This window comes from Peribacillus sp. NJ11, from assembly GCF_030348405.1.
Taxonomy (GTDB): Bacteria; Bacillota; Bacilli; order Bacillales; family DSM-1321; genus Peribacillus.
On sequence record NZ_JAUCFO010000001.1, the window covers coordinates 297,208 to 318,594 of the forward strand.

Here is a 21,387-nt window from a genome sequence, read left to right on the forward strand (position 1 = left end):
AAATCTACTTTTGAATGCGTTTACAGTAATTAAGATCACTCTTTGCTTGTAAAAGTACTTGGCATCACTACAGCGATTACCTCTCCACGGGCGCAAAGTTTATCGATAGCAAATACTTCTGTTTCGATTCTCCATTTCTTAGGATGAACCTCATGAATCGTCCCAACGGCTATTAATGGCACATCATTAGGGGTTGGCTTAACGAACTCAACTTTCAGTGAAGCTGTCACAAACCTTGGAGGCTCCACTCCATCCCCAACTTCATGCCCATTTTTACGATGTAAGGCCAATGAAGCCGAACCTGTTCCATGACAATCAATTAATGATGCAATCAAGCCGCCATAAACAAAGCCTGGAATCGCGATATGTTCTGGGCTTGGTGTATAAATTGTCCTTGTGTGCGCTCCTTGCCAACCTGTTCGAAAATGATGACCATCTTTATTTAAACGACCACAACCATAACACCATGCAAATGCATCTGGATAATCATCTTGAATCGCTTTTAGCACTTTCTCCTCCATCGTATCTCCTCCATCTTTTTCAGAATATTATAACACTATCAAAGGATAATGGGTCTATTTGGATAATAGCCGAAATGTTAGTTTTTTTTTTATTTCCCTGATTCTTTATTGAGTTCACGTCCATGTTTTAATTTTTTAATGATAGACTGTGAAAATGCTGCTCCTTTTCTACGATTTAAATGACAAAAGCCCCCGTACGCTAGATAGCGTTCAGGGGCTTTCATTTGACTAAGTATCGATCGGATGTATTTTTTTGTCTACTAATTCAATTGCAGGAAAGCCTTTCCCTTCTTTTTAAAAGTTAAGCCTTTTTCTTAAATCCCAATACTTGAATGTCATTTTACCCATTTTCGACTTCGAAAGTGAATCGTATTTACGTCCAAGTGCCAGGTTTTGTTTTTCTAACTTAGTAATTTGTTTAAGTTGAATGGCGTTCAGTTTTTTTAATTGCTTTACTTCTTTAACAAGTTCTTTATTTTTCCCTTTCATATCATATTTTTCTTTTTCAACAATTACCCGTTCTATCATTGGAATTTCCAGGTTCTTTGGTTTTAATTTAGGAGTGCCATTGGTTTCAGATCCTATGGTTTTTAAATATGGCATGTTATTTTGAAAATTCCGTTCAAAGTTTCCATAACTTTTATGGATGTGGAGGAAGGTAAAACAACCTTCCTTTTCTGCTTGAATGATTTGACCGAATTCAGACAGTTTAAAAATTTTTCCGACCCGTTTTAATTCTTCAGGTGTGTTTTTGACAATATAGGTGAAAACTTCTTCAACATTAAAATCTGCAGGTAATTTTTTCACCTGATTTGATGGTGCATGCTTATTCAGTTCATCAAAGTCATCTTCATCAATATAAAAATGCCTATTTCCACTTTGATTCATATAATCCGTTATACGTCCGCTCCATAATAGCCCTTGCAATTTTTTTAATGCTTCAGTAAACAAAAACTGCCTGCTGACTTGATACATCCGTTTTGCCGCAAACTCATATATATCCTTATTACATAGTGCTAATTTGACTGCGTCACGGAAATCCTTCTCTGTAACAGCATATAAGGGGTAATCTTCGCCAAAAAGCTTAATATGCATTTTGGTTGGATTCATTATTACAGCCTTCCTTAAAATTCCGTACTCCAATAGCTTTGTGGACAGTTCCAGACTGCTGTCCATTGCCTCACTTCTCCAAGTTATCCCAATATCACTGTTCACGATTAATTGTTGGGCATTCTCCCTTGTCATTGCCCCGTACCATGTAAGTCCTTCCGTATTTTTAAGGAGGTATGCCGCTTCTTCCTTAAACTGAGAATCATCTTTAACCCATTTGAATTTATCGCCCGCAATATCAAGTGTTAGATTCGGAATCTCGCGTTTTAATTCTTTAAAAGCAGTAATGATCGGAATGGTCTTCCAATCGGGGTCGAATTTGCCTGTATATACAAGTTTGTTTTTTAACCGGGTCTCCCCTCCCGCTGATTCAACGTTTGGTATCATCGGAGTAAGCAGGGAAACTTTGTTTTTTTCTTTATTGAGATTAAGAATCTCAATTACAAATTCACACATCTCTTCTGTTTGACATAAGAAATACGCACACTGATCATATATATTTTTGATGCTCTCAAATTTTTCTTCATTAACATCCTGCCCTATGTGAGTCAAGCCTGTAGCATAAACTAATGTATTATTTATGATATGTTTATGCCTTGCTATTTTTTCCACAGTCTCTATGCTTCTGACAAATAGCCAATCATATTCATTTTGACTCCAGTAATGAGAAATGAGCATTTCAGCAATATCAAAATTAATGACACCCTTTTTTACCCATTCATCATCGGTGGCATTAAAAAAAGGATCAACAAAAGGATTGAGAATGGTTATATTATTAAATTTCTCAAGAGGTTGAATTAAGATATCGCGTTTTACCGGGCTAGCTAAAAGTAAATCAACCTCGATGTTAGGGTCTAACGCAATAGTCGATGCTAAGGAAGATAAAAATACTGCAGATCCATCCATTGAATTCATGTCAATAAAGCCAAATAGAAGTACCTTCATTTTTCTGTTTTCTGCTAGTTCATGTGAATTCAAAGTTTTCACTCCAATGACTGAAATCTGATATGAATTTTTATTTTTTTATTTGTTCCTTAATTGATGATTTAAGTGCAAGATATTTTAACGTGATTTTCCCAACATATGTAACATTGAATTTGTGTTCCAATAACTTAAGTCTTCGTATCTCTTTGTTTAGCTTAATATTTTCTTGTTGGGCTCCCTTACTTTTTTCTAATTCTTCTCGCAATATATTATTTTCTTTTGTAACCTTCTCGATAATGTTTTGTTTTTCAGTGCTATTGCCCTCTATGAGCTCCAATGTCATGGACATCATGTCTTTCATTTGTAATTCAAGTTCCTCATACATAGTTTTCCAATATTCGTTTCGTTCGTCCATATTGAAAAAACTCCCCTCTATTAACCTTGGATAATCTCCAATTCTCTTTTAATGACAACATCTACGGCGCATTTATCCCGAATCGACTGCGATGCTTGTTTTGACACTCTCAAGAATACGTCCGAGTTGTAATATAAGCGCTCTATTGCATCGGCGATTTCAATAGGAGACTCAGGTTTTGTAAGAAGACCAGAAACGTCGTGTTTAACGAATTCCGGGATGGCCGTGATATCTGTTGAAATCGGCACTAGCCCACTGGACATTGCCTCACACATAGAAACGCCTTGAGAATCCAAACGGGTCGGGCAAAGGAAAATTCCATACTCCTTATGTAATGAAGCTATTTGCTCCTGAGAGAGGAAACCTTTATGAATCGTAACATTCTCAAAATTCCGGATTGGCTCAACTGTTTGATCGAACAATTTTCCATCTCCATGAAATGCAAATTCCAATTTATCGAAATATGGTCTCTTCGATAGTTCCAGCACTGCTTTCACCGATAAATCATTTGCGTATTTTCGTGAAGCGTACGGCCTGATTGAAAGTACTTTTGTCCGCATCTCAACTGGCTTCTCAATAAAGGTAAACAGGTTGTCATCGATTACATTAGGAATGATTACTGAATTTTTAGATTCTGCTCTCGCATCACATTCCGCGATATGTTCTTTGAACCATTTGGAAATATGGACAAAAGTTGTATCCAATTCATTCGTTTGATAAAACCAATTCATAAAAGAAAGCTGTGCTTCATAATAGTCGTCCGACATTTCGAGTATCTTCCGTAAGCTTTCAGGGCTTTCAAGAAAATTAAACCATCTTCTATGCCATGCCTCCGTTTCAAATCCATGTATCCAGGTGATAATCGGTAAATCGGTATTTGTTTCTTTAATCGCTTGCACCATTTTTGGATTAACAAAATGAATGAGCGCTTTTTTATGTACTTTATGATTTAAGAAAATGCGTAGATGCTGTTCAGTTCCTCGATAAACAGGCACATCTTCATACGTATACTTTTCTGCTTTTTTATAGGCAGGATGCAAAACAAAGACATCAACCTTCAAACCCTCATCCAGATAAGCCTTTACTCTTCGGTGAATGAACCCATTCCGATATAACTGATCTTCATGTGGATAAGCATTCGTAATGATTACATATCTATCTTTTTCACTAAATGTAAGCTCATATAGATTTATAGATTCCTCCATTTTTGTTCACTCCTACTATTCAGTCATCTTAAATCAGCCTGCTACTTATCTGTAAATGAAGGATTTTTAGAAGACCCTTTCCAATCACTTTTAAAACCGTCAATCGATTATAACAAACATGTATTACTGAATATTGACATCAATATGAGAATTCTGTAAATAAAAGTAAAGTTTTCATGAACTTTATATGATTTTGTAAAGGTCCAGTAATGACATAACTGAAAGCATCAGTATTGGCATGAAGAAAGGGCATATAAACAAGCAAAATAAAGAAGGACGATCCATTTACCGGCATCGCCCTCTTATTTATACACTTTAATATTTTTTGATTAGTTACCAAATCATCAGTATCACTGTCTTTATCAACTTGATCTGTCAGTAAACTTTTTTCTACCTTCAAGAATTCTTCAAGCATGTTTTTGTAAGAAAAGAATAAAATCGAAACAAGACCAATTTGCTGAAGAGAGTGATATAAATGAAACCAATTACCTTTAAAGCATTTGCAATCACTAATGAAATTGATTTAAACAAAATCGCCATTCATTGCGGCATTCCTAAAAAATTCACCTGGGAAGAGCCTTTAATCCTTAAAGGCGATATTCTAAATTCGATCCTTAATAAGAATGTAAACGATTCTCAACAGGTACTGGTTTTTTCCTTTGGCAGCATTGTCTTCATTAATTATTCACACGTGGATGAGATTAAGGAATTTGCTGCCTATATCCGTTCTTTCGAGCCAGACATTGATCTCGTCAATGTAGATAGATACACAGACGATTACAGTCTTCACTTCAGTGAAACTGAAAACATCAAGTTGACAGACGAATATATAGTTGTGCCTAAATATGAATTTTTCTACCCTGAATTAATTTCCACTGTTCTCGCAAAATCGGTGGCACTCGAAAAAACTGAGGAGCAACTCGGGAAAATCCACGACAAGCTCGAAGCCATGATAGACCGACTGGAAAAGGGCAAGCTGAGAATCGGCAACAAGGAACTAGCGAGGACGACCGCAAAAATCGTACGTCACGAGTATAATACCCTAGCGTATATCATGATTCTGGATAAACCTGATATTACATGGACAAGCAGCATTGCCGGCGAATTTTATGACAGCATGCTGGATTTTTTTGAATTGAATGATCGGTATAAAATCTTGAAAAGTAAAACGGAAATTTTATATAACATTATGGATGGATTTTCTAACATCAGCCATTCGATCAGGGGCCTCTTCGTTGAATGGATCATTGTGATTCTCATTGTCTTTGAGATTGTCCTGACGATTTTAGAAATTGTGGGATGGATACCATGAATTCTGAATTATACCCTATCCATATCATGAATTATTAAGAAAATTTTCCTGCATGATAGGTATGTATGGAATATATTTCAAAAAATAAGCATCGTTAAGATGCTTATTTTGCGTTTAACCCCTCTTTCATTTTTAAGGTGACTGCTTACGGAGGTTTAATTAAATTCCTTTCATATCGGGGCCAAGGTACCATGGGAGATTCCCGTTTCCTTAGCATTCCGGAAGTTACCTAAAGTTCCCTTAATCCAATCCAAGGTGGAAAATTAATTCCTCCCCGTCTTCCCCGTTAAATCTGTATCCCTTATCAACGAATTCAGCTTTTTTATATAAATTTATCGCTGGAATATTTGAATGATGCACCGTTAGAATAATTTCATCTTTATCAGGATGGCTTAGTTTGATTATTTCAGGCAACACTTTTAAGGCCTTAAAAGCTAACCCTTTTTTCTGATGGCGTGAATCCAAGGAGAATGATTTTAGAAGAATGGCATTCTCATTACTTGTATATTGATTTCCCGCTTTATCCGTATATAAGGCAAAACAACCAATCAAATCCTCATTTAAATATATAACCATGGGAAGGTTAGAGTTATCCTTCCTGAAGTCTTCGATAACTTTCAAAGGTAAAGAAGTATAGATTGCTTGTTCTATAGGTAAACAATAGTTGCTCAGCGCCTCATAGTCATTCTCCATAAAAGGTCTAATAGTTAGTCCAGTCACCATACCCGCACCCCATTTTTATATTTCTGATAAATCCATATTAACAGATACTGAAGTTTTACAATCCAATACAACAAAAAAAGGAATGGCTTGTTTGCCATTCCTTTTTTCTTCTTCGATTTGCAAATCATGATGCTAAATCATTCAGACTCTGATAATTCACTTTCCGTTACCCATTTATGGTTCTTCACTTTTTCTCCTCCCGTAGTCGGAGTGAAATCGACCATATAAACAGTCGTTTTTTCAGCAGATTCAATTTCAGCGGCTGCTTCGTTCATTCCTTCCATATGAGAGGCGTTTACTGTAACCTCCGCTCCGGGTTCATACGTTTTCTCATCCGCATCTTTGATTTCTTCGTGAATGATCCATTTATGATTTTCCACTTTTTCTCCGCCAGTTGCAGGCGTATACGAAATAGCATAGACAGTCGTATCATAGGCACCCACTATAGTTGCTTTCGTCCCCTTCATACCTTCCATATGACCTGATTCGATAATCGCTTGGCTTCCAACTTGATAGGTTGGATTTTCAGCAGTTTTTAATCCTTTAGGAACTTCTCCTGAACTAGAATGGTTCATGTCCATTCCACTATGTTCCTTTTCTTCTTTATTTTCTTTGTTTCGATCATCGCTGTTGGAGCATGCGCCGAGGGCTAAAAACAGGGCTACCAATAATGATGAAATGATTGGCATTTTTGTTCTTTTTTTCAACATAGAAAAACCTCCTTAAGATTTACATCCATCTTACCAATCAAATATGCAGAAATTGTGGAGTACACTGAATGATCAAAGAATGGGGCTTATAATGCAAAATCCTGCCCTTATTATGAATGTACCTGACAGCACCCCACCTAATGTCCTATAAGATAATTAAAGGTATGTAAAGTTGACGAACTTTTCTGCCGCAGATAGAAAAAATCGTCATTCTTTTAGTTAAGCCAATCATTTAATAACAAGGAATAAAAGTGAATGCCATATCACCGATTGTAGTTCTAGCGGAGAAAAAGAGAAGGTTTATTGAAAGAGGTCTGTCGGGGATTAATTGAAAATCAAGCAAGAAGGACTTGGCCAAAAGTCCTTCTTTTTCTTTGTCTACTTGCCAAAATGACAGCCACCATTTTATAAGCACCTATTCCGTGGCTTTTGATTGTTCTATTTTTTGGATGATATGTGAAAGGTTCATGGAAGTATGTTCTTTATAATCCCTGCCGATAGATTTGAATAACCCTTTCGCTATACCTCTTAACATGATTTTGGTATGTGCATCCGCAATAATGGATTTATTAGGGAGACTTGATTCTGCTTGCGCCCCACCAATCTTATTAGCTGTTTCCTTAATAAAATCAATGATTTTAATTTCATGGATTTTTCCTTCGATATTGGTTTTATAGATAATTTGATTTCTCCAAAGCTTTAACTCGATCCTCTGCTTAGTGTAATCGAAAATGACTTCGGGAATATCAACATTGCTCAATTGAATTGAGTCTTTAATGGGATACAATTTCGGATTAGGATTGATTTTCTTTATTAAGGAATGATCAATGGTGACCTTTTCCCGCTTTATACGCGTATTTTTCGTTTCACATAGAATCAGCTTTAACTGGCCGGCAATTATATTATTGAATTCTTCTAATTCAAAAAATTCGACAAGCATTAAGCTATATTCCAAAATGGTGATTGCTTCATCGAATTTTCGTTTAGTACCAGCATTCGATCTGGTAAAAACCAACCGATTCTTCCTCTCCATATTCTTTTCACCCCTCTTAATTCGAATCTATTGATGAATAGGAAAAAACATCCATAATGGATGTTTTTACTTATTAGGTCTGAACTTGATTGAATCCGGTTTAAGATTACTTTTTTCTCCTGTATATTCAATACTAATTACATTAGCCAAATTGATATGTTTGCCACCGGCTTGCAGCCACGTCGCATTTTGGATTAATTGCAATTTCAGGATACTATTCGCTTCATCAGAATATTGTTCATTCGTCTCTAACTCTTCTGTCTCACCATTCACATAATAAAATTTATATTTTGCATTACTCATTTTCATCAGCCTCTTTTCAACTACTTAATTCGACAAGGAATGACAATTGTCCTGCTTTCAGAAAAATTAGATCGTCTCATATATCAATGAGGTCCCTTGAAAGTGAACATACTACTCATAAAATACTGTCCAGCACGCCTTTGATATTCAGGCCTATTCACTTATCTATCGAAGTGTTTTTTCAATAACTCTTTAAATCGTGCGCCATCTAGTTCTTCTTTCGTCATTTTCCCCTCGTCCCACTGTGTAAAGGATGTATCAGTTAAAGTGATGTTCCCGCTGTTTGTCAGACGGGTGATTAATGGATGCTTATTAAATGGCGATTGGGGATTTTCCCTGATGATCGTTTGGATCTCATTAAGTTCCGCTACATTTCCTACGGGTTTTGACGAATCGAATGCATACCCTATTTTCCAATCGGGATCTTTATGTTTCAGCTTTAATTCAAGGATATGATCTCCATGGTCGGTACTTTCTTTTTTCATCCTGAATTCACCATTTGGTGAAACGACCGTTTTTCCATTTAACGGAACTGGTTTTAATGGCAGATTCCCACCAAATCCCGTATCGACTAAATAGGTTTGGCCCTCATGGTTCAAAAGAATGGTGACATGTGTCCTTCCTATGGTCATCCAACCCTCCTTATAGATGACACCCCGAACCAAGAATACATCAAAGTCATTTTCCATCAGGAAATAGTAAAGTGCTGTATTCAATTCATAGCATAATCCCCCCTCATTCCTCACGAGGACTTTTTTCTTGATATTCTCTTTGTTGATATCACTCAGATGGGATGCCATGATTGATAAGTTTTCAAAAGGAATGGTTTGCGCTGTCTTTTCAAGAATTTCATCTAATTTATCAAAAGTCAGTTTCACATCTTCCTGGAACCCTATTCTTTTCCTGAATAATGCATTCAGTTCATTCATCACGATTCCCCCCCCTTAAGTCCATTACCGATGAAGAGTATCTAAACCTCTATTTATATTCATTATACTTTGCCCATATTTCATTCATCAACCAATCGCCATTAACAAAAACCGACATTACGCCTTCCTCATAAAAAGAGGTCGCCCAATAATGTAGTATTTCTGGGCAACCTCTTCCATTTATGCACCAAAGAAGCTTTCTTTAATCATTCATTTACCTGTAAGATGATTTTACCTAAGTTCTTATTGGCTTCCATATGTTCATGCGCCCTTTTTACTTCTTCAAAAGGGAAGACACGATCCACGATTGCCCTGATTTCATTTTGGAGGAATAACGGCATCGACTTTGCAACGAATTCTTCCGTTAACTCTTTTTTATATTCATCACTCCGAGGAGTTAATAGAGTGCCTTTTAATTGAACTCTTTTTAATAGAAGTTCCATCAAGTTCACCTTCTCGACTACAGTTCCTCCTAGAATGCCTATAAGTACCCATCTTCCATCAGTCTTTATACTTTTAAGGTTTTTCTCCCAGTAAGAAGCACCAATGAAATCCAGAATAACATCCGCTCCTTGATTATTTGTAGCTTTCAGTACTTCCTCATCGAAAGATTGTTCTTTATAGTTGATACAGATATCCGCTCCTAGAGAGTGACAGAAATCCAATTTTTCCTTTGAGCCGGCTGTCGTGATGATTTTCGCTTTTGTCAATTTTTTTGCCAGTTGGATGGCTGCAGTGCCTACACCGCTTCCGCCAGCATGAATCAATACCGTATCATGATCTGTCAATTCACCTAACCAAAATAAGGTTTGATACGCAGTCAAGAAAACTTCAGGAATCGCTGCTGCTTCTTCAAATGACAGGTTATCCGGTATCTTCATCGCTCTATCAGCTGGCATCACGGCATATTCAGCATAACCGCCGCCATTTACAAGGCCCATCACCCTTGTCCCTAATTCTATATTCGCACCTTCCCCTGTTTCCACCACTTCCCCAGAAACTTCAATCCCTAATATTGGATTGGTCATATAACCGGATTTTCCTTCTCGTGAAACAATATCCGTTCTATTTATTGCAGAGGCTTTCACCTTAATTAAAATTTCCCCTTTTCCCAGCATGGGCTTGGAAAAATCCTTAAATAGTAATTGTTCAGCACCACCCGGTTCTTTAACCACTACTGCTTTCATTTGTCCCACTCCTTACAAATTATATTAGTGACCGCCCTTTAAAATGGTTTGTCTTGAAGATGGAAACTATGCTACTCCAATAAATATCCATAAGCAAATAATTAGGTTTTGATCATATAGAAGGATAGTGATAAATGCGGGAAACCTAGTGGAATAAAAAAAGCCGATGTCCCTTTTGGGTCCATCGAGCTTTTCTTTAAGAGTACTATCTCTTTACCTTTTATTAAGTGCTTGATTTCTATCGAGGTCATGATGCAACTCTGCTGCCGGAACCTTAGGGTTAGGAATCTGCCCTTTTGCAACTGGTTCTGCTACATAAACAAAATCTCCTGTTCCATCTGGGGCTCTTCCTGTTGCCCACAGGCCGTCTCCTGATTCATTACCTTCCGACAAGTTCCAGAATTCGTACGCTTCAGGTTGAGATTCCATTTCCGCTTCCGGTGGAAATGACGCAGGAACGACCACGCCGTTTTTCTCTTCAAGTTCCGCAATTGCTGCCATCCACTGATATTGGTGGTAACGGTCACGGGCTAACATTTGACATATTCATGAAAGTGGAGCTGGCATTGAGCCGATTTTATGGATTCTATTCGCGCTTGTTATAATAATGTATATCGCAGCTGGCGTAGTTTCGAACCGTCGCTATAAAAAATGGCCCTTATACCGTACGTTCTTTTGGATTCTTGGCATCATCTGTGCCGCTTTTGCAATCATTGGTCCAATGGCCAATCGCGCTCATTTGGACTTCACGGCACATATGGTCGGTCATTTACTGCTTGGAATGATTGCACCCATCCTACTGGTGCTTGCTGCTCCCATTTCTCTTGCACTTCGAACACTGGATGTGCAATCTGCACGACGTCTTTCAAAGGTGTTGAAAAGTTGGCCGTTGCGCATATTAAGCAATCCAATCCTTGCCTCCGCACTTAATATTGGGGGGCTTTGGATACTATATACGACTGAGTTATATGGGGTGATGCAACAGAATGTCCTTCTGCATGCATTAGTTCATTTTCACGTGTTCATTGCGGGTTATCTATTCACAGCCTCGATGATTTATATGGACCCGACACCCCATCGGTTCAGCTTCATGTTTCGAGCTATCGTATTTGCCATTTCACTGGCAGGCCATGATATCCTTTCTAAATATATTTATGCCCATCCGCCAAGCGGAGTCACTAAGGAACAAGCGGAAAGTGGAGGCATATTAATGTACTATGCCGGTGATGCCATTGACCTTGTACTTATCTGCATCCTTTTCTATCAATGGTTCAAAGCCACCCGCCCTAAGGAATCACTTGCCTTGTAACAGGAACGGTTAAATGGTTACTTCAGTAAACTCCTGTGTTTCTGTTTAATCGTTCAACATTTAGCTCATACTAATTTTTGATGAAAAAAATTTAGGATGGAGCTGAATGGAAAATGGAATTTGAAGCTAACAATTCTACTGAAAATGCTCTTCGTGATTATAAAGCTGGAATCGGTTCCTTTACGCATAAAATGCCAGACCTCGCTGAGAAATTCAATGCCTTTACGGAGGAGTGCTTCAAAGAAGGGCAATTATCCAAGAAAGAAAAACAGCTTATCGCACTAGGAATAAGCTTATATTCACAAGATGAATACTGTATTATCTATCATACAAAAGGATGTCTTGATCAAGGCTGTGCGGAACAAGAAATTCTGGAAGCCATTGGAGTGACCGCAGCATTTGGCGGAGGAGCAACCATGAGTCAGGCTGTAACTCTTGTCCAGGAATGCATCCAGGAAATCAATCAGATGAAACAGTAATAAAGAAGGGATAGGACATTTAGTCCTACCCCTTCTTTATGTTCTTGACTAAGAAATCCAGTTATATAGCCGTTTTCAGTTCCTCATTGCAAAAATAACTGTCACATATAGCTTTTAATGACTTATGTTGTTATTTCTTTGTGCAGGTGCATATGAATTCATCATCTGTTGCATATCCTGCTGTGCAAGCTGTGGAACTTGGTAGTAATGATGTTTGTTTTGATATAACGAAATCTCGTATGCCATTTCAATGCAGTTCGGAACGGAATCTGCAAATACGCGGCGAACCACCGGATTCGTTATTTCAAGAGCAGCCATCGCTTTCAAGGATGCTGCAGACTTAACAGCTCCAAGCATCATACCTGAAATACATTCATCCGTAATTTCCGAGACGGATTGCAAAGGTTTCTTTGGCTGTGTTGGAGTCAATCCATATATAAAATCGTTACCTTGATTCATTTTGTAGCTCTGGGTCGGTTTAGAAGGATCCTGGCCCGTTTGGAAGCACTCCAATGTAATATTATATTCATCTTGGATGAACTGATATTGACGATCCAAAATGTCCAGCAATTCCTGATCCTGTACATGCTGACGCAAAAGCATATAAGTGTTTAATGTACCAATCGTTCCCGATAACACTTCATGTACATCGAATACTTCGTGACCTCCGTGATTCATTTGTGGAGGAATAGCACCCGTTTGCATGTTCTGGTGTACTTGACCTTGTTGAAATTGATTTTGCATTGTATTTCCCTCCTCGTTTTATCAATCATGCGAACAAGTTTAGTATGTTAAACCCCAACAGGATTATTCAACCTAAACTCTTCCATGAAGACCAATTAAGCTACCTCCATCATGTTGTCTGTATAAAAAAACCGAGACGTTTTAAACTATAAACACCTTTAATAGTATGGGAGGATTTCTAATGACACATAAATGCTTCTATTGTACTGACGACACAGAAGAAAAAAAAATCCATGTTGTAACGTTTCAAGTTACTGACACGGATAGAAATGAAATGCTCTGTGATGAATGTTATCAAGAATGGCTGCAAGGAATAAAAGGTTAGTATAAAAAGCCCTCAAATAATCTCAAAAATGATTAAGTATAGGGTAACTTAAATTCGTTTCACTCAGTACAAATATATAATGATTATGGGGATTTTAAGCGGAAATCCAAAAGAAGAGCCTATGCATTATGGTGAGGTATTTGGAACATGGGCATTTCTAACAACAACAAAAGGGTTGATTGCATTTCATCAAACCATTCTTAATCATACTGGTGATAAGGACCTACATAAATTACTTGTAGAAGTGATCAATCAAGGTAAACAGGAAAATGACCAAATTGAATTATTATTAAAAGAAAATAACGTAGGGCTGCCTCCATCACCACCTGAAAGGCCTAAAGCTAATTTAGAGGATATTCCCGTGGGGGCACGTCTTCAAGATCCTGAAATCTCCACTTCAGTATCCATTGATATTGGTGCAGGATTAGTTGCTTGCAGCCAGATCATGGGTCAATGCATCCGCGAAGATATTGCGGAAATGTTTGCACAATTCCATACAAAAAAAGCGGCATTGAGTGCTGATTTCCTAAGATTAAATAAGGAAAAAGGATGGTTGAATCCCTCCTCCTCTTCATATTAATAAAACAAGTTTGTAAAACATTGATGAAATATCCCCTTAAACATGTTGGCTGAATCTCCAACATGATTAAGGGGTTGATTTCCGTTGAAAGGACGATTAATGAATCACTACCATTGCAGACTTTCGATTAAGTGGCACTTTGTGCATTCTTGACTATAATCATTTTTTACAAATTCATGATTACAATTCTCCCGAAAAATGTTCAGCTCTCTTTTCAGCTGTTCCAATTGAGTTTCCAACTGTTTCATTTCAACTTTTATCTGGATTACCCGATTCATCGAATTCTCCCTCTCGTCCGAATCATTGATAGATTTTTCCGTCCGTTTTCCTAAATTCATTGGCTTTTTCTTTAAGCCCTTCATCGATTACCGACTCAAAACCCAGACCCTTTTCTTTCGCCAAATCACGGATGTCCTGTGAGATTCTCATACTACAGAATTTAGGTCCGCACATTGAACAGAAATGGGCTGTTTTGGCACCTTCAGCTGGTAGAGTTTCATCGTGATATTCAACCGCCCTTTCAGGGTCGAGAGAAAGATTGAACTGATCTCTCCAACGAAATTCGAATCTAGCCTTAGAAAGGGCATCATCCCGTTTTTGTGCATGCGGATGGCCTTTTGCAAGGTCAGCTGCGTGTGCTGCAATTTTATAGGTAATGACCCCTACTCGAACATCCTCTTTATTCGGAAGTCCCAGATGCTCTTTCGGTGTCACATAACAAAGCATGGCAGTTCCAAACCATCCAATCATGGCAGCACCAATTGCAGAAGTAATATGATCGTATCCAGGTGCTATATCCGTTGTTAATGGTCCTAGAGTATAGAATGGTGCTTCTTGACATACTTCCAGCTGCTTATCCATATTTTCTTTAATCAAATGCATAGGTACGTGACCGGGTCCCTCAACCATGACTTGAACATCGTGCTTCCATGCAATCTTCGTCAGTTCCCCCAATGTTTCCAATTCAGCAAATTGAGCCTCATCGTTTGCATCTGCAATGGATCCAGGCCGGAGGCCGTCGCCTAATGAGAAAGAGACATCATATGCCTTCATGATTTCACAAATCTCTTCAAAGTGAGTATAGAGAAAGCTTTCTTGGTGGTGGGCCAAGCACCATTGTGCCATGATGGAGCCCCCTCGGGAAACAATTCCCGTAACTCGCTTTGCTGTTAAAGGGATATATCGCAAAAGCACACCAGCGTGTATGGTAAAGTAATCGACACCTTGCTCGGCCTGCTCGATTAATGTATCCCTAAAAACTTCCCAATTTAAATCTTCCGCGACTCCATTCACTTTTTCCAATGCTTGATATATCGGAACAGTTCCAACTGGCACAGGTGAATTCCTGATAATCCATTCCCGGGTCGTGTGAATATTCTTTCCGGTGGAAAGATCCATTATGTTGTCGGCTCCCCAACGTGTAGCCCAAGTCATTTTTTCCACTTCATCTTCAATCGATGAACTAACAGCTGAATTTCCGATATTCGCATTTATTTTCACATGAAAATTCCGTCCGATGATCATGGGCTCACTTTCAGGATGGTTAATATTTGCCGGAATGATCGCCCGTCCGCTAGCTACCTCTTCTCTTACAAACTCAGGGGCAACATTTTCCCTGATCGAAATGAATTCCATTTCTGGGGTAACGATACCTTTACGGGCATAATGGAGCTGCGTTACGTTTTGCCCTTCCATCGCACGCAATGGTTTTCTTTTCAATCCCGGAAATATTTCGACTTTGGATTGTGAATCCACTTTTCTATACCCATTATCTTCTGGTTTTATTTCACGTCCTTCATACTCTTCAACGTCTTCCCGTTCCATGACCCAGTTGCGTCTAATCGGGGCAAGACCTTTATGAATATCAATGGGATATTCTGAATCCGTATAGAAACCGCTTGTGTCATAAACTCGTAAAGGCGGATTCTCCTCTTCCCCGAATGCCCCTGTAGTCGGACTTAGCTTAATTTCACGCATAGGTACTTTAATATCAGGTCTAGATCCCTCAACATACACTTTTTTACTCCCAGCAAAACTGGACATAATTGAAACGTTCATGTCATTTACTGAATTACTCATGATTTCATTTCTCCTTTTTAAGTTCATTTAAAAAGGACAAAATCCAATCCATTTCGCACGAAAAAGCCAGGTCTCATATTTAAGACCCGGCTAACGTTAGTATGACTACAGAAATGACCAATTGAAATGGTCATTGTTTAGTAGATTCTAACTTCCCCACGCTGGTATGAACCAGATCAGGTCCTGAGGGTTAAGAAGCTTAAGCGCTTCTCTCTCAGCCCAACTTTTATTGGACACCCCTAGTCTAAATAAATTAATTGATTACAGGGTAACTATATATCACCCTTTTCATTCTGTATATAATTTGAAAGACCTAATATTTTATTCAAACTCTCCAAAATTCGTTACTTGAAGAGTAATTTTACAGGCTCTCAAGGATTGGGAAAAGCTCCTCTAAATGCTTGATTTCATAGGTTGGAAGCACCTCATTCCGTTCCTTATCATGGCGATTTATCCAAACGGACTTTATGCCTACCCGTGACGCTCCAAGGATATCCGTCATTAAATTATCGCCCACCATCAATACTTCATCCTTATCCAGCTCCATGATTTCCAAAGCATGCTCAAAAATGGAGGCATCCGGTTTACCTCTTCCAAACGCACCTGAAATGACGATTTGGTCGAAATAAGGAACTAGTTCAGGCGTAATTTCAAGTTTGGTATTTTGCAGTTCAGGAGACCCGTTCGTAAGCAATAGCAATTTGTACTTCCCTTTTAATTCATCTAACACACGGAATGATTCTTCATAAATAAATGGCTTTTTACGTCTCTCGGCCGGGAAACGTTCTGCCAGTTCAAGCCCAAATTCCGGGTCATCGATCCCTAATGCCTTCAAGCCTCTCGTCCAAGCTTCTTTCCGATAAGCCGGTGCAATCCCGGCCATCTTCCGGAATTCATCATGATCATCCTGAAAATTTCCCCATAGCCCCTCAAATGGGTTGATACCGATCATTTGAGTAAATGCATATGTGTCGTAAGAAGAATAAAGCTCACGCGCTTCCTTCCGCACAGCTTCTTCAAACTCGTCGACATTCAAATCATATTTCTCCTTAGCCACTTCGCATGTAGAAACAAAAGCCTCTTTTACACTTTTCTGATCCCATAGTAATGTATCATCTAAATCAAAAAAAACTGCCTTCACCAAAATGTCCACCCTCTTTCCCTATTATTGAATTCGTAAAAATTACACTATTACAATAATAAACCACAACCAATGGAAAAAGAATAATTATTCGGAAAATCCCTGCATCTTTCTTAAAATCAGCAAAATGTATGATGGACATCAGACTTACCTTTTCTGATGGAAAACCCTATATTTCTTCACTTATCATCTTTCGAATACATACAGCTTTCCATTACTTGCAATCTTGAATTTTGGACCGGTGAACCCCCGTCGGATCAACTCTTTCCTCATATATATCATGAGGGCGGCATGACTCACGATCAGAACATCCCTATCCCCCTTTGTAAAGATTTCATCCAATACTTTATTGATCCTTTGTTCAGCGATCTTAATTTCCGCCCTTGTCTGCCTGTTGAACATCGAGCAGCATCGAATCCAGATGGCCCAAAGGATGAACGGCAGCTTCACTTTTCCTTTAAGAGGGGGAGAAGGTATTTCCCGCAGCTCCTCCATCCGATGAACCTTACCTGGATAGATATGTTCCGCTGTCTTGACAGCTCTCGACATATCACTGCAATAACATTCCTGCCATTCCTCCACGCCAAATAAAGTCGTTCCATAAATAATATCCGCTGCATCATAGTCCTCAAACCATTGCTTCATATCATCCGCCGTCACAGATTTCCCAGTAGGGAATTCATGTGCAACCTTAAAATGCCGTACCAAACCAATTTTCATATATTCTCCTTTTTATCTTTTTAAATATAAGTTTCTTTTTGGCTTATCAATAGTTATGTAAAATTATACAAAAACAGGTATGTGAAAACCATGAACCATACTGAATTGCACTTGCGAGTATGTGTTTTTAACAATCTTACAGATTCGATCACTGCTGAAAATGGTCCTGCAGAAGTGGTCCCGTCACATGCTATAACCAAGCGTTTATCCCTATGCTTTTTTAATACCCTTTCTTCACTTTAACTAACAAACGTAAAAAACAAGAAACGACTTTCCCTTACGAGTTCATGGAAGATGTGACAGGAGTAGTAGCAATTATTAAAGGGAAAAATATCATGGCCAGACTCTATCTGAAATTATCAAAAAAGAGAAAGCATTTTGCCTTCTCCATATGTCGTTACCCTATGAATTGAAGTTCTGTTATCGTACATCTCTTCCTGAATTTATATTTCCCGCTCAAATCACTGAATTGATAATCATTGAGGGATTTTCCCAATTGTTCCTTTAGCTTATCCAAAGTGATGGATTCCTCCACTGTCTCTTTCCAATTTTCATTTCCGATTAACTCATCGAACGGAATGGTAGTCAGGACTTCATCATAAATCTGAATGCTTTGATCGATACCGAAGCTGCCATAGATACTGCCATTTTCTTCAGCAAAGATATGCTCCGATTCAAGTTCTTCCACCAATACTTCTAGATATTCCTTTGACTTAACGGGCTTGATGGCAATCTCTGCTTCCGCCTTTACAGGTCCCAATCTCTTATCTATGATCTCTATCATCATTTTAACGTGAACGGGCGGATACCCAAACCCTTCACAAAGTTCCGCTGCCGAATTATATACCATCTGAACATCCTCCTTTTGTCATTATCATTATATAATATAAATCCTTCATTTCCTTACCAAAAACCCTTAGTCAAGATCACTTGGCATCGGAGTTCATTTTGAATGCCAACTCTTCTTTTTCCTAAACGAGCCTAACAAAGAAATCCAATGCAGCTCCATGCATTGGATTTCGCCAACTTCTTATTATGGTTTTAGCACGACTTTAATACATTCATCTTCGTGATCATTAAAGATTTGATATGCTTCATTCGCTTTTTCGAGAGGAACTCTATGGGATATGATTTCCGTCGGGTCGAACTCTCCAGCTGTGATTTTATCAAAAAGCTTTGGCATATAGTGTATGACCGGTGCTTGTCCCATTTTTATGTTAATGTTCCTTTCAAATAAATTGCCTAACGGGAACATATTATATTTGGAACCATATACGCCAGTCAGTTGGATCGTGCCGAATTTACGCACGGCGTTAATGGCAATTTCGATCGCACTTAACGTTCCACCCTGAAGTTTCAACTTTTGCTCAATCGCCTCAATCGTCGATTTCTTGCCATCCATTCCCACACAATCAATGATGACATCCGCCCCGCCTGAAGTGATTTCCTTAATATAGCCGCCCATATCGTTATACTCATCGAAGTTATACGCTTCAACCCTATTCATCTGTTTTGCCTTATTGAGCCGATAAGGAAGATTGTCGATGGCAATGACCCTTTTTGCGCCCTTCATCCAAGCGAACTTCTGGGCCATCAAGCCAATTGGCCCACAGCCCAGTACCGCTACCGTATCATCTTCCTTGACGCCTGCGTTCTCTACACTCCAATAAGTGGTTGGCAGCACATCGGACATGAACAGAAGCGCCTCATCTTCAAGTTCACATGACTCTGGGATGACAAACGGCATGAAGTTCCCATAAGGGACCCTTTAATATTCCGCCTGTCCTCCTGGATAGTTCCCATATCGTTCCGTAAAACCAAAGTATCCTCCAGTATCGACCGCTTCATTGGGGTTGGAATTGTCACATTGACTCTCCATATCATGTTCACAATAATAACAATGTCCACAAGAAATGTTGAAAGGCAGGACAGCCCTGTCCCCTTTTTTCACTTTCGATACTTCAGGACACACTTCTTCAACGATTCCCATCGGTTCATGACCAATGACATAATCTTTATGCGTAGGCAAAGCGCCCTGATATATATGGAGATCGGATCCGCAAATCGCCGTTGAAGTCACTCGGACGATGATATCATCCTTTTGCTGAAGTTTCGGATCTTCAACTTGTTTTACCTGAATATCTTTTGCACCTTGGAAAGTTACAGCCTTCATAATCAACCTCCTAAAATATTCTTAATACAATTGATATACCCGCCAAAAAAAGACTACTAAGCTAGCAACACCTGATTTTCCCAAGAAATAAATAACCTTCTTAAGTTGAATCCGGATCATACAAAAAAAGCCCCGGAAAACCGGGACTCATCTATGAAACACTTATTTAGTAACCTTATAAATTTCCATTTTTATTATGCTTATACTCTCTTAGTACCTCGTTAAATACATCGGGATAATTCGTAAACAACCCAGTTGCACCCCATTCAAGAGCCTTTTTCATATCCGCTCTTTCATTTACTGTATATGGATGGAATTGGAGGTCATGGTTGCGAACCATCTTCACATATTGTCCGTCAACCTTACTGAAGTTCGGGCCAACTCCAATGGCATATTCCTTAATGGATTCCAATTCTTCATCGGAAATGGTTGCTTGGTTCTTATAAGAAAAAAGTTGCACAAGCGGTAACTTTTGATTCATTTCATGAACCTTCATAAGGCTTTCTTTACTGAACGATTGTATAAGTACATTTTTGGTACGGCCCTTTGAATCTACCATTTTATAATCTTTCAAAACCTTCAGAAGTTCTTCTTCCATTCCTGGATATACATCAGGGGACTTTGTTTCAATGTAGTAATTGGCCTGCCTGCCGAATTTCTTAAAGACTTCTTCAAGAGTGGGTACCGTTAACCCTTCATATTTCTTTTTTGCCAATTGCGGATATTTTTCATTGAACCATGTACCGGCATCCAGTTTTTTGACTTCTGCCAGAGTTAAATCCTTCACCAGACCTGTACCATTCGTTGTGCGATCAACCTTTTCATCATGCATCGCTATCAATCTTCCATCCTTGGTCATCTGAAGATCGATTTCTATGTAGTCGCCTTCCATTTGTTCTCCCAATTGATAAGCGGGAATGGTATGTTCAGGTGCATGACCGGAAGCTCCTCGATGCGCGATATTCACGATTTTCTTCTCATAAATAGATGAATTCGAATGATTTTCATTTGCTGCTGCTGATGCCCCCATGGAAGTAGCCTGCAATATAAAGGCCGCACTCATCATACATAAACCGAATTTCTTTATATTCGTTTTCATTTTCCTTCTCCCCCTCCTATTGTTACCATCATTTTAGAAGGGGAATGTGAATCTACAGCAAATATAGTGTAAAGAAATAATAAATTGGTATAATTGGGTAAAATAACCTATCTAATAAATTACCCACCGGGCATTCATTTAGTTTGTTGTACCTAACCAAAAAGCATGAACCAGTTCCATTCGTCTCCCCATCATGCATTTTCTTCACTCTAGTTGAAAGGCTTTTAACATATATTTTTTTAAATACAAGAAAGTCCCGTGAAGAGAGTCGGAGTGGGAACCCACTAAAGGCCTCTTATACTGAAAAAATTATAAATAAAAAATGTGCTAAACATGGATGCTGGTAATCCAATAAGAAAATATAAA

General features: G+C 38.6%; 20 protein-coding genes, 3 pseudogenes and 1 riboswitch. Of the genes and pseudogenes, 5 read left to right on the forward strand and 18 right to left on the reverse strand.

Annotated elements, in window-relative coordinates; genetic code table 11:
• Positions 1-35 precede the first annotated feature (35 nt).
• The 4 genes from QUF86_RS01420 to QUF86_RS01435 form a co-directional block, all read right to left on the reverse strand.
• Entirely contained in the window at positions 36-521 is a 486-nt protein-coding gene (locus QUF86_RS01420) for a PaaI family thioesterase (protein ID WP_289317850.1), read from the reverse strand.
• A 294-nt stretch (positions 522-815) separates the two neighbouring features.
• The gene (locus tag QUF86_RS01425; RefSeq protein WP_289333403.1) at positions 816-2,609 is read right to left on the reverse strand and encodes a glycosyltransferase family protein; all 1,794 of its coding nucleotides are present in this window, start codon (positions 2,607-2,609) and stop codon (positions 816-818) included.
• A 37-nt stretch (positions 2,610-2,646) separates the two neighbouring features.
• Positions 2,647-2,970, reverse strand: coding sequence for a hypothetical protein (locus QUF86_RS01430; protein WP_289333405.1), 324 nt, complete (start codon positions 2,968-2,970; stop codon positions 2,647-2,649).
• Between the two features lie 20 nt (positions 2,971-2,990).
• Positions 2,991-4,175: a glycosyltransferase family 4 protein gene (locus tag QUF86_RS01435; RefSeq protein ID WP_289317853.1), complete on the reverse strand. Its 1,185-nt coding sequence runs from the start codon at positions 4,173-4,175 to the stop codon at positions 2,991-2,993.
• 475 nt (positions 4,176-4,650) lie between these two features.
• On the opposite strand from QUF86_RS01435, the gene QUF86_RS01440 reads away from it, so the two are divergent.
• Complete coding sequence (locus QUF86_RS01440) at positions 4,651-5,487, forward strand: RMD1 family protein (RefSeq protein WP_289333406.1); 837 nt, start codon at positions 4,651-4,653, stop codon at positions 5,485-5,487.
• Between the two features lie 240 nt (positions 5,488-5,727).
• On the opposite strand, the gene QUF86_RS01445 is transcribed toward QUF86_RS01440, so the two are convergent.
• The 7 genes and pseudogenes from QUF86_RS01445 to QUF86_RS01475 all read right to left on the reverse strand — a co-directional run.
• Positions 5,728-6,210, reverse strand: a complete 483-nt coding sequence (locus QUF86_RS01445) for a GNAT family N-acetyltransferase (RefSeq protein ID WP_289333407.1) — start codon at positions 6,208-6,210, stop codon at positions 5,728-5,730.
• A 137-nt stretch (positions 6,211-6,347) separates the two neighbouring features.
• Positions 6,348-6,920 (reverse strand): YdhK family protein, encoded by a 573-nt coding sequence (locus QUF86_RS01450; protein WP_289333408.1) that lies wholly within the window; start codon positions 6,918-6,920, stop codon positions 6,348-6,350.
• A 415-nt stretch (positions 6,921-7,335) separates the two neighbouring features.
• Positions 7,336-7,953, reverse strand: coding sequence for a hypothetical protein (locus QUF86_RS01455; RefSeq protein ID WP_289317857.1), 618 nt, complete (start codon positions 7,951-7,953; stop codon positions 7,336-7,338).
• A 66-nt stretch (positions 7,954-8,019) separates the two neighbouring features.
• The gene (locus QUF86_RS01460) at positions 8,020-8,256 is read right to left on the reverse strand and encodes a hypothetical protein (protein WP_289317858.1); all 237 of its coding nucleotides are present in this window, start codon (positions 8,254-8,256) and stop codon (positions 8,020-8,022) included.
• A gap of 161 nt (positions 8,257-8,417) precedes the next feature.
• Positions 8,418-9,185 carry an arylamine N-acetyltransferase family protein gene (locus QUF86_RS01465; RefSeq protein WP_289333409.1) on the reverse strand — a complete coding sequence of 256 codons (768 nt, stop codon included), beginning with the start codon at positions 9,183-9,185 and terminating at the stop codon, positions 8,418-8,420.
• 206 nt (positions 9,186-9,391) lie between these two features.
• Positions 9,392-10,372, reverse strand: a complete 981-nt coding sequence (locus QUF86_RS01470) for an NAD(P)H-quinone oxidoreductase (protein WP_289317860.1) — start codon at positions 10,370-10,372, stop codon at positions 9,392-9,394.
• A 213-nt stretch (positions 10,373-10,585) separates the two neighbouring features.
• Positions 10,586-10,912, reverse strand: a pseudogene (locus QUF86_RS01475) (manganese catalase family protein); the annotation flags it as partial.
• A gap of 67 nt (positions 10,913-10,979) precedes the next feature.
• On the opposite strand from QUF86_RS01475, the gene QUF86_RS01480 reads away from it, so the two are divergent.
• Positions 10,980-11,681 (forward strand): cytochrome c oxidase assembly protein, encoded by a 702-nt coding sequence (locus QUF86_RS01480; protein WP_289333410.1) that lies wholly within the window; start codon positions 10,980-10,982, stop codon positions 11,679-11,681.
• Between the two features lie 113 nt (positions 11,682-11,794).
• Positions 11,795-12,160: a carboxymuconolactone decarboxylase family protein gene (locus QUF86_RS01485; protein WP_289317862.1), complete on the forward strand. Its 366-nt coding sequence runs from the start codon at positions 11,795-11,797 to the stop codon at positions 12,158-12,160.
• Between the two features lie 114 nt (positions 12,161-12,274).
• Here the strand turns inward: QUF86_RS01485 and QUF86_RS01490 are convergent, their stop codons facing one another.
• A complete protein-coding gene (locus tag QUF86_RS01490) occupies positions 12,275-12,904 on the reverse strand; it encodes a spore coat protein (protein ID WP_289333412.1) in 630 nt (209 codons plus the stop codon).
• A 181-nt stretch (positions 12,905-13,085) separates the two neighbouring features.
• On the opposite strand from QUF86_RS01490, the gene QUF86_RS01495 reads away from it, so the two are divergent.
• Positions 13,086-13,229 (forward strand): hypothetical protein, encoded by a 144-nt coding sequence (locus tag QUF86_RS01495; RefSeq protein ID WP_167555965.1) that lies wholly within the window; start codon positions 13,086-13,088, stop codon positions 13,227-13,229.
• An 85-nt stretch (positions 13,230-13,314) separates the two neighbouring features.
• Positions 13,315-13,825, forward strand: a pseudogene (locus tag QUF86_RS01500) (DUF3231 family protein).
• Between the two features lie 284 nt (positions 13,826-14,109).
• Here the strand turns inward: QUF86_RS01500 and thiC are convergent.
• From thiC to QUF86_RS01530, 6 genes and pseudogenes are all read right to left on the reverse strand, one after another.
• Positions 14,110-15,891 carry a phosphomethylpyrimidine synthase ThiC gene (gene thiC, locus QUF86_RS01505; RefSeq protein WP_289336178.1) on the reverse strand — a complete coding sequence of 594 codons (1,782 nt, stop codon included), beginning with the start codon at positions 15,889-15,891 and terminating at the stop codon, positions 14,110-14,112.
• Between the two features lie 133 nt (positions 15,892-16,024).
• Positions 16,025-16,139, reverse strand: a riboswitch (TPP riboswitch).
• Between the two features lie 110 nt (positions 16,140-16,249).
• The gene (locus QUF86_RS01510) at positions 16,250-17,032 is read right to left on the reverse strand and encodes an HAD family hydrolase (RefSeq protein WP_289317864.1); all 783 of its coding nucleotides are present in this window, start codon (positions 17,030-17,032) and stop codon (positions 16,250-16,252) included.
• A gap of 183 nt (positions 17,033-17,215) precedes the next feature.
• A complete protein-coding gene (locus QUF86_RS01515; RefSeq protein ID WP_289317865.1) occupies positions 17,216-17,749 on the reverse strand; it encodes a histidine phosphatase family protein in 534 nt (177 codons plus the stop codon).
• A 397-nt stretch (positions 17,750-18,146) separates the two neighbouring features.
• On the reverse strand, positions 18,147-18,599 hold the full coding sequence (locus tag QUF86_RS01520; protein ID WP_289317866.1) for a hypothetical protein: 453 nt from the start codon (positions 18,597-18,599) through the stop codon (positions 18,147-18,149).
• A 183-nt stretch (positions 18,600-18,782) separates the two neighbouring features.
• A pseudogene (locus QUF86_RS01525) lies at positions 18,783-19,922 on the reverse strand (zinc-dependent alcohol dehydrogenase).
• Positions 19,923-20,097: 175 nt separating this feature from the next.
• Positions 20,098-21,021, reverse strand: coding sequence for a glycerophosphodiester phosphodiesterase (locus QUF86_RS01530; protein ID WP_289333413.1), 924 nt, complete (start codon positions 21,019-21,021; stop codon positions 20,098-20,100).
• Positions 21,022-21,387 lie beyond the last annotated feature (366 nt).